Genomic DNA, 15182 nt, shown 5'->3' with positions numbered 1-15182 from the left:
GGTTATTGCCAGCTCACCTCACCTTTCGGCTCATAAGCATTCACGTCAATCGGCGAATTCTGCTGAATAAACTGCTTCAGCACCTCCGCATCAATAAATCCGGTATTCACATACCCCGGTTTGGTGTCGATGTGCGGATATCCATCACCGCCCGTGGCGTTAAAGCTCAGCGTCGCCATACGGTAGGTTTTAGCAGGATCCACCGGCTCACCTTTAATTTTCAGGTCGTTGAGCTTGCCGTCCTTCGCCGTAAAACTGACGTTCGCGAACTGCGGATAGGCCCCGGAGTCCGGCTTCATTTGTGCCACAGCGGTCAGATAGTCGGTAACGTCTTTCCCGTTCATATCGACATAGACCACCACGTTGCCAAACGGCTGTACCTTCAGCACATCTTTATAGGTGATATTCCCGCCTTCAATCGAGTCACGAATGCCCCCACCGCTCATCACCGCAAAGTCCGCACTGGTTCGCGCCATTTGTGCCGCCAACACCAGGTGACCCATATTGGTCTGCACAAAACGAACTTTACTGCGATCGCCTTCAAGGCGGCCATTCAGTGTGCCGATTTTCACATCCAGTTGCGCTTTGCCCTTGTTCTGGAATGGCGTCAGCAAGGAGAGCATCTGCTGGTTTTCCGCAATTTCTGGGGTATAAAGTACGCGCTCACTTTTTCCATCTGCGTAAGTCACTTTCTTCTTCAGGTTGACGGGGATCAGCTGGTAATGCACCAGTTTCATCTCGCCGTTGCGAAATTCAAAGTCTGCGCGCCCCACATATTTACCCCATTCGTGGGCCTGGACAATCCAGATCCCATTCTGACGGTCTGGCGCACACGGCGTACCCGGAACGTAATCCACCTGCTTTTTATTCTCTGATGCCATACAGACCGGATCTTGTGAGTGCCCCCCCACAATCATTGCCAGAGAGCCAGCAGGCAGGCTGCGAGCCATCTCCACATCCCCCGGAGCATTGGAGCCATGTTCGCCGTTATCGTAGTGGCCCATATGGGTAGCGGCGATAATGACATCCGGTTTTTCGTTTTGATTCAGTTCCTGAATCACCAGCTTCGCTTCATCTGCCGGTTTACGGAATTCGATATCGGTAAAATATTCCGGATTACCAATTTTTGCCGTATCGTCCGTGGTTAAACCGATCACGGCGATTTTCAGATCCTGGCGCTTAAACAATGCCCAGGGTTTAAACAGACGTTCACCTGTGCTTTTTTGGTAAATATTGGCGGACAATAGCGGGAATTTGGCCCATTTTTCCTGCTGACGCAAAACGGTCAGTGGGTTATCAAACTCATGGTTACCGACGGCCATCGCGTCGTAGCCAATTAAATTCATGCCACGAAAGTCGGGTTCAGCATCCTGCAAATCTGATTCAGGTACACCCGTATTGATATCCCCACCGGATAACAGCAGCACGCTACCGCCTTCTGCAGCCACCTCTTTGCGAATACCATCCACCAGCGTTTTTTGTGCTGAAAGACCGTATTCACCGTATTCGCTGCGCCAGAAATGACCATGATGATCGTTAGTATGCAGAATGGTGATTTTGTAGGTTTTATCTTTTTCATACGCCTGTGCAGGCAGGCTTGTCAGCCCCCACGCAGCAATTAGCGCCAGCGCGACGCCACGCTTCATTAACTTCATCTCTTCTCTCCCTGACCCATAGACAAACGCAAAAATTACAGTGACTCACAAGAATAGACAAATATGTTTTCAGAATCGCGACTTTCTTCAAATCTCACGGACAGGTATGTTAGTTGGATAATAATTACACCCTGCATTTCTAATAACAAAACGACGTGGTATTTATGGCAATCAGTGAATCAACCCAGTCCGTTCAGGGCGCTCCGGCGTCGCCGCCGAAACCGCGCACTTCATTTAAAGTGTTAGGTGCAATCAGTCTTTCCCATCTGCTCAACGACATGATCCAGTCATTAATCCTGGCTATCTATCCGCTGCTGCAGTCCGAATTTTCATTAACCTTCGTGCAAATCGGGATGATCACCCTGACCTTCCAGCTGGCCTCTTCGCTGCTGCAACCGGTCGTCGGCTACTGGACAGACAAATACCCAATGCCGTGGTCACTGCCTATTGGCATGTGCTTTACCTTAAGTGGGCTGGTACTGCTGGCAATGGCGGGAAGCTTTGAGGCCGTGCTGGTCGCCGCTGCGCTGGTCGGTACAGGCTCTTCGGTGTTCCACCCGGAATCCTCCCGCGTGGCGCGAATGGCGTCAGGTGGACGCCACGGACTGGCGCAATCTTTGTTCCAGGTTGGGGGCAATTTTGGTAGCTCGCTCGGCCCGTTGCTGGCTGCGGTGATCATCGCGCCGTATGGTAAGGGAAATGTCGCGTGGTTTGTGCTCGCTGCGCTGCTGGCGATTGTCGTACTGGCGCAAATCAGCCGCTGGTATGCTGCTCAACATCGTGTGAATAAGGGCAAACCTAAAGCGAAGATTATCAATCCCCTGCCGCGAAATAAGGTTATCCTGGCGGTATCCGTGCTGCTGGTACTGATTTTCTCAAAATACTTCTATATGGCGAGCATCAGTAGCTATTACACCTTTTATCTGATGCAAAAATTCGGATTATCGGTACAAAATGCTCAAATTCATCTGTTTGCTTTCTTGTTTGCTGTCGCCGCAGGTACTGTGATTGGTGGGCCTGTTGGCGATAAGATAGGGCGTAAATATGTTATTTGGGGCTCTATCCTCGGTGTTGCCCCTTTCACGCTCATTTTGCCGTACGCAAGCCTTGAATGGACGGGCATTTTAACCGTGATCATTGGTTTTATCCTTGCATCGGCCTTTTCCGCCATTCTGGTCTATGCCCAGGAGCTACTCCCTGGGCGTATCGGTATGGTTTCCGGGCTCTTTTTCGGGTTTGCCTTCGGCATGGGCGGCCTTGGTGCAGCGGTGTTAGGGATGGTTGCGGATCACACCAGTATCTTCCTGGTCTACAAAATCTGCGCTTTCCTTCCTCTCCTTGGTATGTTGACCATATTCCTGCCTGACAATCGTCATAAAGCGTGATTTATCGGTCGCCAAAGTAAAACTTTGGCGACCTTCCCACCTGATGCCATAAGGGTTTGCTCTCACTCTTTCTTATGAACTTGTCAAAATTTGCTTTTTTTCACGCATATTGCTGTTTTATTCAAACTTCAACAATTATTCATAAACATAATGGTGAAAATTGTCATAAACTATTACTCGGCTTTTTGGTTTTTCGCCAAAAATGGAACACCCCACCACGAAAGGAGACGGAATGCATCACGCCACACCGCTTATCACCACCATTGTTGGTGGACTTGTGCTCGCTTTTATCCTCGGCATGATTGCCAATAAACTGCGTATTTCTCCTCTTGTGGGCTATTTATTAGCGGGTGTGCTGGCGGGTCCTTTTACGCCAGGTTTTGTGGCGGATACCAAACTGGCTCCGGAGCTGGCGGAATTAGGCGTGATTCTGCTGATGTTTGGCGTAGGCCTGCATTTTTCCTTAAAGGATCTGATGGCGGTAAAGTCTATCGCCATACCAGGCGCGATCGCCCAGATAGGGGTGGCGACGTTACTGGGGATGGCGCTTTCCGCACTGCTTGGCTGGTCAATTATGACCGGTATCGTCTTTGGTCTCTGTCTCTCAACCGCCAGTACCGTGGTGCTACTGCGCGCGCTTGAGGAGAGACAGCTCATCGACAGCCAGCGCGGGCAAATCGCGATTGGCTGGTTGATTGTTGAAGATCTGGTGATGGTGCTGACGCTGGTACTGCTTCCTGCCGTCGCCGGAATGATTGAAAAAGATAACGTTGGTTTTGCCTCTCTGGCGCTGGATATGAGTATCACCATCGGTAAAGTGGTGGCCTTTATCGCCATCATGATGCTGGTAGGACGCCGTCTGGTTCCGTGGATCATGTCCCGCAGTGCGGCAACGGGTTCACGCGAGCTGTTTACGCTTTCCGTCCTGGCGCTGGCGCTGGGTATCGCATTTGGTGCAGTGGAACTGTTCGACGTCTCCTTCGCCCTTGGCGCATTCTTCGCCGGGATGGTGCTTAACGAGTCTGAGCTGAGCCACCGTGCCGCGCACGACACTTTGCCGCTGCGGGATGCATTTGCAGTACTGTTCTTTGTCTCCGTTGGCATGCTGTTCGACCCGTTGATTTTGATTGAGCAGCCGCTGGCTGTTCTGGGCACACTGGCGATTATCATCTTTGGTAAGTCGGTTGCCGCCTTCTTCCTGGTCCGTCTGTTTGGGCACTCGCCGCGTACCGCGCTTACCATTGCGGCCAGTCTGGCACAGATTGGTGAATTCGCCTTTATCCTGGCAGGCCTGGGTATGGCCCTGAACCTGCTGCCTCAGGCCGGGCAGAACCTGGTGCTGGCAGGGGCGATCCTCTCGATTATGCTGAACCCGGTGCTGTTTGCCTTGCTGGAAAAATACCTCGATAAAACCGAAACGCTGGAAGAGCAGACGCTGGAAGAAGCCATCGAAGAAGAGAAACAGATCCCGGTGGATATTTGCAACCACGCACTGCTGGTCGGTTTTGGCCGCGTGGGCAGCTTGCTTGGTGAGAAGTTAATGGCGCAGGGCATTCCCCTGGTGGTGATTGAAACCTCACGTACCCGTGTCGATGAACTGCGTGAGCGCGGGATCCGTGCAGTCCTGGGTAATGCTGCAAACGAAGAAATTATGAATCTGGCTCACCTGGACTGTGCCCGCTGGCTGCTGCTGACTATTCCGAACGGCTACGAAGCCGGAGAAATTGTCGCCACGGCTCGAGAAAAATACCCACATATCGAAATCATCGCACGCGCGCACTATGACGATGAGGTGGAGTACATTACCGAACGTGGTGCTAATCAGGTGGTCATGGGCGAGCGTGAAATTGCAAATACTATGCTGGCGTTGCTGGAGAGGCCGCCAGTTGCAGAGGTGGTGACAGGTTAATACAAGCGGTCTGAGCCTCTCGCCCTGCCCCTTGTGGGGAGGGGCCGAGAGGTTTTTTTAACGATTAACGATCCCAGTACGACTCTTCCAGGCTGTCTTCTCTTTCAGGCAAGCCACGCGTCAGACGCGGTGAATGCTGATTCAGCACCTGGTAACTCACGCGGTTCGCGTATTTGCATACCTGCGCCAGAGACGAGTAAGTCAGCCAACTGAACTTATGCTTGCTGGAGTTCGGAACATTACTTTTGTGGTAGGCATTCGCTGTAATATCGTGCAGTAACGCCGCCAGCGCTCCGTCCCCCGCGCCGTTGGTATTCATGATCTTCTCCGGCCCTCCCATGTAGGGCGCAATGTGGGAGAAAATACGCCGCGGGTTGATGCAGTCCTTGTGACGCATGGCGCGGCTGAACTCATACTGGTTGAATTCAGCAATCGCACCAGGCAGCAGCGGATGCTGCGTTTTACGTTTGCTCTCTTCTTCCGTAAAGCCCGCCATGTAGAGCCCCACCGGGCCTGCGGTGCACAGTACCAGATCAACCCAATCCAGCGCTTTGTCAGAGGCCAACAGCGGATCGCTTTCACCGGTAAGTGCTTCGGCTTCTTCTTCGTTCATCGCCAGAATAGAAACATGTTCTTTCAGGAAGGACTGCCACCACTCAGGGTTATCGGCAATCACGAATTTCGTCCCCAGCGTCAGCACCACCGGCACATTGTACTTCTTCGCGTACTCAATGGCTTTCATGGTGGCTTCAGGCATCGGTTCACCCGGTTTACAACGCACCAGATACGAGGTCAGTACCAGCGCAGAAGCACCTGCGATCACCTCTTCCGGAATGCTGTCCGCGCGCAGCTTATTCATGTGCCCAGGGCTGATAGCAAAGGTGCGCTCGCCGGAATCACTGATTAGCGTAAAGCAGCGGCCAATCGGCCCGTCGACCCCCTGAAGATAGTTCAGATCGGTACGGCTGGAGGTGTTACACAGATAACGGTAAGCATAGCCACCAATCTCAATATTGCTGCACATCACGCCGAGCAGTACGGAACGGTCATCGGCCAGCACCGAGTAGTTATGCATGGTATTGCCGATAGTACCGCCGGCAAACTGGTGGGTGATCAGATTTTCACGAACCAGTTCCTGATATAAGGCTTCTGCGACATCGTCTTCAATCACCAGCGAGTGCCCGGCGCTCAGACCGTAACGCGCAACAAACGCATCGTCCACTTTGGCTTCAATATCCACCAGAGTCTGATCAATACCAACCACCCATGCAGCACTGGTTTCGTTTTCAGGCTGGATTTGTTGCAACAGCGGATCGCGGGCGTTGACGGGAAAGTAGTGTTTAGATTTGCGTTTACCGGGAAATTTCATGGTCTGGGCTATGAATGAATGATGGGCCGGAAATGGTAGCACAAACCCGGCCTTTAGCGCGATCAGTGGCTGTTTTTGACCAGCGACACCATCATATCGATATGTTCAGGATTATCATTAAGCGCCGGAATGTATTCGTATTTCACCCCCCCCGCCTTAATGAAGAACTCCCGGTTCTGCACAGCGATCTCTTCCAGCGTTTCCAGACAGTCCGCAGAAAAGCCCGGCGACATCACCTGAACATGCTTAACGCCCTTCTCGCCCAACATTTTTAGCGTTTCATCAGTATACGGCGTCAGCCAGGGTTCACGGCCAAAACGTGACTGGAAGGTCATCATCACCTTTTCGGGCGGTAGCCCCAGCACGGAGACAAGCTCACGGGTGGTATCACGGCAGCGCTGCGGATAGTCATCACCTTCATCAGCGTAACGCTGCGGAATACCGTGATAAGAGAGCAGCAGCAGATCCGGCTCGCCATGTTTTTCAAACGAGGCGCGAACGCTGCTGGCGAGCGCTTTGATGTACATGTCGTTATCGGCGTAGTCACGAATAAAGGTCACGCCCGGAATACGGCGACGAGTGGCGAGAATGCGCGCCAGTTCATCCCAGACGGCAGCCACCGTGGAGCAAGAGTATTGCGGATAAAGCGCCAGCACCACAATGTGATCGACGTTCTGTGCCAGCAACTCTTCGACCGCACTTTCCAGCGACGGCGTACCGTAGCTCATCCCTAATGCAACCGGCATATCAGGCAGCCGGGCAGCCAGGGCTTTTTCCTGGCGACGGCTGTAAACCATCAGCGGAGAGCCCTCTTCCATCCAGACAGACTGATACAGCTTAGCAACTCGCGGGGAACGAACAGGCAGAATGACACCGCGCAGTAACGGCCACCATAACGCTCTTGGTGTATCCACGACGCGTGGGTCGCTTAAAAATTGTCGCAGGTAACGTTTTACTGCCGCAGGAGTAGGTGCTTCTGGAGTACCCAGATTGGCAAGCAAGATACCGGTTTTCGCCTGACTCATTCACGCCTCTTAACCATTTGAATGGTTGTCAATTGTAGCGGAAATGCGTTTAAACGAAACCCATTGTTGTGATAGGTGAGATGAGAATTCCTCTCACCCAGAGGACCTGGGTGAGAGAGGTGCAATTAGCCGAGAATTTTTTCCAGCTCTGCACGTACGTCAGCGACAGGTTTAGTGCCGTCAACTTTCGCATAACGGGTGTTACCCGCCTGCGCTTCTTTCGAGTAATAGCCGATCAGCGGAGCAGTCATCTGATGATATTCCACCAGGCGCTTACGCACAGTCTCTTCCTGATCGTCTTTACGGGTGGTCAGCTCTTCGCCGGTCACATCGTCTTTGCCTTCAACCTTAGGTGGGTTGAATTTGATGTGGTAAACGCGGCCAGATGCGGCGTGCACGCGACGACCGATGATGCGGTCAACGATCAGTTCGTCCGGTACATCGAATTCCAGTACGTAATCCACGTTGATACCGGCTTCTTTCATGGCATCAGCCTGCGGAATAGTACGCGGGAAGCCATCCAGCAGGAAACCGTTGCGGCAATCTTCCTGAGTGATGCGTTCTTTTACCAGTGCGATAACCAGTTCGTCAGTCACCAGTTTGCCCGCGTCCATGATGTCTTTTGCTTGTTTGCCCAGCTCGGAGCCAGATTTAACAGCGGCACGCAGCATGTCACCGGTAGAGATTTGCGGAATACCGTATTTCTCCATGATGAACTGAGCCTGAGTTCCTTTACCCGCGCCCGGAGCGCCAAGCAGAATAATACGCATTGCGAAAATCCCCTCAAAAGTTGGTTCAATTTTTCAAAAGCGCTAAACAATACCACCAGAACGGATCTGGCTCAAGGAAGGCGGGACGGCTGAAACGGTTAACGAGGGAGATTATTTGGGATAGTGCAGAGTTTTCCCCTCACCCTGCCCTTCTCTCCACAGGAGAGAAGGAACCCAGACACCCTCTCCCTGTAAGGGAGAGGGTGTCTGGTGGGGGGAGATGTTTAATTACGCCAGCAGCAGCGCATTCACACGTTTAATAAACAGGTTAGGATCTTCCAGCGTGCCACGCTCGGCCAGCAGAGACTGATCCAGCAGCAGCTCAACCCACTCGGCAAAGCGGCTTTCATCCTGCGTATCAGCCGCACGTTTCACCAGCGGGTGATCCGGGTTCAGCTCGAAAATGTATTTCACTTCCGGCATTGCCTGGCCTGCAGCGGCAAACAGTTTCGCCATCTGCGTACCCATTTCGTCCGCGTCAGTGGTCACGATAGCCGGCGTGTCGGTCAAACGGTGCGTGAAACGCACTTCTTTCACACGATCGCCCAGCAAGGTTTTCACACGCTCAACGAACGGCTCCAGCGCCTTCTCGGCTTCTTTCGCGCTTTCATCCACTTCATCGGCCAGCTTGTCGATGGATTCGTCGGCTTTTGCCACAGACTGGAACGCCTTACCGTCGAACTCGGTCAGGTAGTTCATCATCCACTCGTCGATGCGGTCAGACAGCAGCAGGACTTCGATGCCTTTCTTGCGCAACAGTTCCAGATGCGGGCTGCTCTTCGCTGCAGCATAGCTGTCTGCAGTGATGTAGTAGATCTTCTCCTGCCCTTCTTTCATGCGGGAGACATACTCTTCCAGCGACACCGTCTGCTCGGAAGAGTCCGTATGCGTAGAGGCAAAGCGCAACAGTTTCGCAATGGCTTCAACGTTCGCAGTGTCTTCTGCCGGACCTTCTTTCAGCACCAGGCCGAACTGTTTCCAGAAGGTCTGGTATTTTTCCGCATCGTCTTTTGCCAGTTTTTCCAGCATCTGCAGGGTACGTTTGGTCAGTGCGTTTCGCAGATTGCGGGTAACGGAGCTGTCCTGCAAAATTTCACGAGAAACGTTCAGCGGCAGATCGTTAGAGTCGATCAGACCGCGGGTGAAGCGCAGGTAGTTCGGCATGAACTGCTCAGCATCATCCATGATGAACACACGTTGCACATACAGCTTCAGGCCGTGTTTATGATCGCGGTTCCACATGTCCCATGGCGCTTGTGCCGGGATGTACAGCAGGCTGGTGTACTCCTGCTTACCTTCCACACGGTTGTGGCTCCAGGTCAGCGGGTCGGTAAAGTCGTGAGCAATATGCTTGTAGAATTCGTTATATTCATCGTCTTTGATTTCAGACTTGTTGCGCGTCCACAGGGCCTGAGCCTTATTGATCTTCTCCCAGGAGACCACGGTTTCGCCGTCTTTCTCTTCCTGTTTTTCGATCTCAACCGGCAGCGCAATGTGGTCAGAATATTTGCTGATGATGGAGCGAACACGCCAGTCATTCAGGAAATCGTCTTCGCCTTCACGCAGGTGCAGGGTGATCTCGGTTCCGCGATCGGCTTTGGTAATATCATCAACGGTATATTCGCCTTCACCGTGAGATTCCCAGAACACGCCATTTTCAGCGCTATCGCCTGCCGCACGGGTACGAACGGTAACTTTATCTGCCACGATAAACGCGGAATAGAAGCCAACACCGAACTGACCGATAAGCTGGCTGTCTTTTGCCTGATCGGACCCCATGGATTCGAGGAACGATTTGGTTCCCGATTTTGCAATCGTACCGAGGTGATCGATCACTTCATCGCGATTCATACCGATACCGTTATCGGCGATGGTCAGGGTACGGTTCTCTTTATTAAAAGAGACGCGCACACGCAACTCGCCGTCACCTTCGTACAGATCCGGGTTGGACAGCGCGCGGAAACGCAGCTTGTCCGCCGCATCGGAGGCGTTGGAAATCAGCTCACGCAGGAAAATTTCTTTATTGGAATAAAGGGAATGGATCATCAGGTGCAGAAGCTGTTTTACTTCTGACTGGAAACCACGGGTTTCTTGTCCTTTCATCTTAAGTCGACCTCAACAATGCCATTTAATGGGGTTTTAAAACGTTGAGGGAGAGATGGGGATAAACGGTGAGAATTTCAAGCGGAGGCCGCGAATGCAGCCTCCGTTTGGTCAGAAAATAATCTTGTGACGCCCAGCCAAAGAGTGCGACAGCGTAGTACCGTCGACCATCTCCAGCTCGCCACCGACTGGCACGCCGTGGGCGATACGACTCGCTTCGACACCATATTGCCCGCAAAGCTCAGCAATATAGTTCGCCGTCGCTTCGCCTTCCACCGTTGGGTTAGTGGCAAGGATCACTTCCGTGAGTGACTCGGACTCAAGGCGCTGTTCAAGGCGATCAAGACCGATGTCAGCGGGACCAATCCCATCCAGCGGAGAGAGGTGGCCCATCAGCACGAAGTAACGCCCTGAAAACTGCCCGGTCTGTTCGATGGCGTAGATATCCGCAGGACTCTCTACCACGCAAATCTGACCGTTTTCCTGGCGGCGCGGATTCGAGCAAATGTTACACACATCCTGCTCGGTAAACGTACGGCAATCCGCACAGTGGCCAATTTCTGACATGGCGCGGGTCAATGCCTGCGCCAGGCGCATCCCACCGCTGCGGTCGCGCTGCAATAGCGTAAACGCCATGCGTTGCGCCGACTTCGGGCCAACACCCGGCAAGCAGCGCAGCGCTTCCATTAACTGCGTGAGCAGCGGACTGGTTTGCATCAGAATGGCATCTTGAAGCCCGGCGGCAGTTGCATACCGCTGGAAACAGAGGCCATTTTCTCTTTCTGCGTTTCGTCGATACGGCGCGCAGCATCGTTAAATGCAGCCGCAACCAGATCTTCCAGCATCTCTTTGTCATCTTCGAGCAGGCTTGGATCGATCTCTACGCGACGGCAGTTATGCGCACCGTTGATGGTCACTTTCACCAGACCCGCACCGGATTCGCCAGTCACTTCCAGCTGAGCGATTTCTTCCTGCATTTTCTGCATTTTTTCTTGCATCTGCTGAGCCTGCTTCATCAGGCCACCCAGACCGCCTTTACCACCGAACATAGGCTTCTCTCTTCTTTCACGTTTAATGATTACAACCGTCAGTCAGACTCACGGTCAAATGGGCCGGATACTCTCTTCATCCAAATCAGCATCGAAAAACCGACGTAATGTCTGGATGTTGTTATCCGCGATAATCGACTCACGCGCCTGCGCGAGCTTCTCTTCATAAATGGCCTGACGCCATTCCAGTGGCGTACGCACCGCCGGATTATCATCTTCAATGATAGTCAATTCAACCGGTGAACCCTGTAATGTGGCGAGCGCCTCAGAGAGGACTTTTTGCGCACCAGGGGAATTAAGGTGGCGCTGGCTCGATCGCAAATGCAGGCGGATCTGCTCCCCTTCCTGCTCTTTCCAGGCATTGAGCGCAACTTGCTCCACCAGCTTCGGTAACTGCAGTTTGCTGACTTCAGCGGCCCAGGCATCACGCTCAATCGATTCTTCCGCGAGCTTTGCCGCCAGCTCAGGCGTTTTTTCATGCTCCAGCGCTTTTTTTAACGCTTTTGGCGTAGCAACCTCTTCCTTTACCTCTTCGGTAATGGTGGTTGCTTTCCAGCGATATGCCTCTTTCTTCGCCGGGGCTTTTTGCTCAAGCGCGGACGGTGCAGGACGCGACTGTACGCGCTCCGTAACCGATGCCAGTCGTTCAAGCGCGGCGTTATTTACCGGCCGCGCTCTTCCTGGCGCTGCCGGTTCACTCTTTTTTGGTTTGGTTGCTCCCTGCGCACGTTGCAACTGGCTTCGTGCGGCAAGCACCGAACTGGTGGCATCCGACAGCGGTACGTCCTGCCGCGGCGGCGGCGAAGATTGTGGCGGCGGAACCGGTGCTGATGTCATCACGGCCTGTGGCGCAGTGGGAACAAACGCGTGCAGCGGGGCTTCAGGCTCTGGCAACGGCATGCGCGGATGGAACGCCAGGGCGCGCAGCAGGGTCATTTCAACCCCCATCCGGCGATCGGGCGCATACGGAAGTTCTTTGCGGCCAATCAACAAGGTTTGGTAGTAAAGCTGTACGTCAGTCGGTGGAACGATGCGGGCAAGTTCGCGCATCCGTTGCTCAATCGCCACCATATCAGCGCCAATCGCCGAAGGAGAAAGCTGCAGCATCGCTACACGGTGCAGCAGACTGAGCATTTCCACCAGCAGCGCTTCCCACTCAACGCCACGTGCCGCCGCCGCATTGACCAGCGACATCACCCGCTCGCCGTTAGCCTCAATGACCGCTTCGATTAATGACAGAGCCTGGTCATCATCCAGCGTGCCCAGCATGGTGCTGACCGCTTCCGTTGAGAGCTTACCGTCGCCACTGGCGATAGCCTGGTCGGTGAGGCTTAATGCATCACGAAGACTGCCATCGGCTGCACGTGCCAGTAACTGCAGCGCACGCGGCTCATGAACAATCTTCTCTTCATCCAGAATATGTTCCAGCTGCGCGCGGATCTGTTCCACGTCTAACGCCTTGAGATGGAACTGCAGGCAGCGTGACAGAATAGTGACCGGCAGCTTTTGCGGATCGGTTGTCGCCAGCAGGAATTTCACATGCGCAGGCGGCTCTTCCAGCGTTTTCAGCAGGGCATTGAAGCTGTGACGCGATAGCATGTGCACTTCATCGATCAGATAGACCTTAAAGCGACCACGCGCTGGCGCGTACTGCACGTTATCCAGCAGATCGCGCGTATCTTCGACTTTTGTCCGCGAGGCGGCATCGATTTCAATCAGATCGACAAACCGCCCCTGCTCGATTTCACGGCAGTTATCACAGACACCACAGGGGGTGGCCGTGATCCCGGTTTCGCAATTCAGTCCCTTTGCCAGCAAACGGGCAATAGAGGTCTTACCGACGCCGCGAGTGCCGGAAAAAAGATAGGCGTGATGGATGCGTCCTAGCGACAAGCCGTTCGCCAGGGCAGTCAGCACATGTTCCTGACCGACAACGTCAGCAAAGGTTTGTGGTCGCCATTTACGGGCTAACACCTGATAACTCATGGGCAGGCTCTGCAACGCTGGAAGGTGAATTTATGGAGGGGAATGCTATCACAACCTCACCCATTGAGCGAGGTTGTGAAAACCGGGATTAGTGTCCCGGGAATGGCACCAGGCTGTAGCTGGTAATGCCCTGTTTTTCCAGGCGCTGCTCGCCACCCAGATCAAACAGATTGATGATGAATGCCGCGTCGGTCACTTCACCACCCAGACGACGGATCAGCTTAACCGTCGCTTCAATCGTACCGCCAGTTGCCAGCAGATCGTCAACCACCAGCACTTTATCGCCTGGTTTGATCGCATCAACGTGAATTTCAAGCTGATCGGTACCGTATTCCAGCTCGTAGCTTTCGGCAATCGTTTCACGTGGCAGTTTGCGCGGTTTACGTACTGGTACAAAACCCACGCCCATCGCCAGCGCCACCGGTGCGCCAAACAGGAAGCCACGCGCTTCCGTACCTACTACTTTGGTGATCCCGGCGTTTTTATAACGCTCAACCAGCAGTTCAATGCTGAGCGCGTACGCTTTTGGGTCTTCCAGCAAGCTGGTGACATCACGGAAAAGAATGCCAGGCTTCGGATAATCCTGGATGCTTTTGATGCTGTTTTTAAGATATTCAAGCTGCTGTGCAGTTGCGGTCATCGGTTTGTGCCTAAATGAAACAGTGTGACTCACAGCGCGCATATAGAGTCGGCCAAAGGTAACAATTGATTAACCTTTAACCAGGCGCACCTGTGCTCGAAAACGGTCGAATTTACTGGCTGCGCGCAAGAATTGCAACAGCCTTCATGATGCTTCAGTGCTTTTGTTGCTTTTCATCAACGACGGGGATCCGCCACATAAAGATAAGCAGGCAGGTTAAAATGACCAGCAGCAGGATTCGAACCCACATCATTTTCACCAGCCAGAGCGAGATCGCAAAGGTAATCAGTATCACGCCAATAGCGCGTGGCTTTGCGCCTGGCGGCATCGCCCGGTATTGTTGCCAATGGCGCAGATACCCACCAAACCATGAGCGATACATGAGCCAGTGGTGAAATCGCGGAGATGAGCGGGCAAAGCACCACGCCGCCAGCAAAATAAAGGGCGTCGTAGGCAGTAATGGCAAAACCACACCCAGCGTGCCGAGCACTACCGCAAGCCAGCCAATGATGATTAAAATAATACGCTGCATAATGCGAATCGTTATCAAACTGAACGGCTACTTTACCACTGGAGAGCGCATTGAAAACAGCCTTGCTTTTAGAGACCCTGCAAAATCAGCTAACTGCGCTGCGCGAACAGGCAACACCGCTGATGGCGCATGCGACGCTGAAACCGCGCTTTGACCGCCAGTTGTTTCGAACCCGCAGTACGCGGATAAAAGATTATCTTGATGAAACGCAGGGTAATCTTGAAGAGCTGCGTCATGCCGTCGCCAATGCACAGCAGGAACAGGTCGCCTGGCTGGCAGACCATCTTATCCAGCAGATGACGGCCCTGCATCGCGAAATGAGCGCCTGGCCGCTACGTACCTGGGATAATGCATCACCAGGCGTGCGAAAATGGCAGCGTAAACGTCTTGAAAACCAGGAGTTTGAACGCCGTCTTTTTGACATGAAACGTGAGCGCGAAAAACGGCTCAATGCCGCTGAAACACTGGAAGAACAGCAGTTATTAATGCGGGAAATTGCCGCGCTGGAAGGACGCCTCACCCGTTGCCGCCAGGCCCTGGATGAGATAGAACGCGTGATAGAACGCCTGACCCGCTAAAAGGAGCACAGATGTCGCTGGAAAATGCCCCAGATGAAGTCAAACTGGCCGTTGATTTGATCATGCTGCTGGAGCAGCATGAAATCCCGGTTGAAACGGTGCTAAAAGCGCTGGAAATTGTGAAGCGGGATTTCGAAGGGAAACGCCCTCCCCCCCTCTCTCCCTAAGGGAGAGGGAGAAA

Annotated in this window: 14 protein-coding genes and 1 other annotated feature; of the genes, 4 read left to right on the top strand and 10 right to left on the bottom strand. The window is 53.3% G+C overall.

Annotated elements, in window-relative coordinates:
• Positions 1-2: 2 nt before the first annotated feature.
• A complete protein-coding gene (ushA, locus tag HV346_RS05240; protein WP_181622508.1) occupies positions 3-1655 on the bottom strand; it encodes a bifunctional UDP-sugar hydrolase/5'-nucleotidase UshA in 1653 nt (550 codons plus the stop codon).
• A gap of 164 nt (positions 1656-1819) precedes the next feature.
• On the opposite strand from ushA, the gene HV346_RS05235 reads away from it, so the two are divergent.
• Together HV346_RS05235 and ybaL are read left to right on the top strand one after the other, a co-directional pair.
• The gene (locus HV346_RS05235) at positions 1820-3040 is read left to right on the top strand and encodes an MFS transporter (protein WP_181622507.1); all 1221 of its coding nucleotides are present in this window, start codon (positions 1820-1822) and stop codon (positions 3038-3040) included.
• Positions 3041-3272: 232 nt separating this feature from the next.
• Positions 3273-4949: a YbaL family putative K(+) efflux transporter gene (gene ybaL, locus HV346_RS05230; RefSeq protein ID WP_181622506.1), complete on the top strand. Its 1677-nt coding sequence runs from the start codon at positions 3273-3275 to the stop codon at positions 4947-4949.
• Positions 4950-5013: 64 nt separating this feature from the next.
• Here ybaL and HV346_RS05225 read toward each other — a convergent pair whose 3' ends face one another.
• The 9 genes from HV346_RS05225 to HV346_RS05185 form a co-directional block, all read right to left on the bottom strand.
• A complete protein-coding gene (locus HV346_RS05225; RefSeq protein WP_181622505.1) occupies positions 5014-6318 on the bottom strand; it encodes an inosine/guanosine kinase in 1305 nt (434 codons plus the stop codon).
• A 62-nt stretch (positions 6319-6380) separates the two neighbouring features.
• Positions 6381-7343, bottom strand: coding sequence for a ferrochelatase (gene hemH, locus HV346_RS05220; RefSeq protein ID WP_181622504.1), 963 nt, complete (start codon positions 7341-7343; stop codon positions 6381-6383).
• A gap of 125 nt (positions 7344-7468) precedes the next feature.
• A complete protein-coding gene (adk, locus tag HV346_RS05215; protein WP_181622503.1) occupies positions 7469-8113 on the bottom strand; it encodes an adenylate kinase in 645 nt (214 codons plus the stop codon).
• Positions 8114-8341: 228 nt separating this feature from the next.
• On the bottom strand, positions 8342-10216 hold the full coding sequence (gene htpG / locus HV346_RS05210; RefSeq protein ID WP_181622502.1) for a molecular chaperone HtpG: 1875 nt from the start codon (positions 10214-10216) through the stop codon (positions 8342-8344).
• Positions 10217-10327: 111 nt separating this feature from the next.
• Positions 10328-10933: a recombination mediator RecR gene (recR, locus tag HV346_RS05205; protein ID WP_181622501.1), complete on the bottom strand. Its 606-nt coding sequence runs from the start codon at positions 10931-10933 to the stop codon at positions 10328-10330.
• Positions 10933-11265, bottom strand: a complete 333-nt coding sequence (locus HV346_RS05200; protein ID WP_003858972.1) for a YbaB/EbfC family nucleoid-associated protein — start codon at positions 11263-11265, stop codon at positions 10933-10935. The genes recR and HV346_RS05200 overlap by 1 nt, the downstream gene beginning before the upstream one ends.
• 54 nt (positions 11266-11319) lie before the next feature.
• Entirely contained in the window at positions 11320-13251 is a 1932-nt protein-coding gene (gene dnaX / locus HV346_RS05195) for a DNA polymerase III subunit gamma/tau (protein WP_181622500.1), read from the bottom strand.
• Positions 11926-11990 (bottom strand) — a sequence feature (DnaX frameshifting element). It overlaps the preceding gene by 65 nt.
• Positions 13252-13339: 88 nt before the next feature.
• The gene (gene apt, locus HV346_RS05190) at positions 13340-13891 is read right to left on the bottom strand and encodes an adenine phosphoribosyltransferase (protein WP_000127359.1); all 552 of its coding nucleotides are present in this window, start codon (positions 13889-13891) and stop codon (positions 13340-13342) included.
• Between the two features lie 154 nt (positions 13892-14045).
• Complete coding sequence (locus HV346_RS05185) at positions 14046-14423, bottom strand: DUF454 family protein (protein ID WP_181622499.1); 378 nt, start codon at positions 14421-14423, stop codon at positions 14046-14048.
• 50 nt (positions 14424-14473) lie between these two features.
• Between HV346_RS05185 and priC the strand changes: the two genes are divergently transcribed.
• Positions 14474-15001: a primosomal replication protein N'' gene (gene priC, locus HV346_RS05180; protein ID WP_181622498.1), complete on the top strand. Its 528-nt coding sequence runs from the start codon at positions 14474-14476 to the stop codon at positions 14999-15001.
• 11 nt (positions 15002-15012) lie between these two features.
• On the top strand, positions 15013-15168 hold the full coding sequence (rsmS, locus tag HV346_RS05175; RefSeq protein ID WP_181622497.1) for a pleiotropic regulatory protein RsmS: 156 nt from the start codon (positions 15013-15015) through the stop codon (positions 15166-15168).
• The last annotated feature ends 14 nt before the right edge of the window (positions 15169-15182 follow it).

The sequence above is a fragment of the Enterobacter sp. RHBSTW-00994 genome (assembly GCF_013782625.1).
GTDB lineage: Bacteria > Pseudomonadota > Gammaproteobacteria > Enterobacterales > Enterobacteriaceae > Enterobacter.
This window is presented reverse-complemented; position numbering and strand designations above follow the sequence as displayed.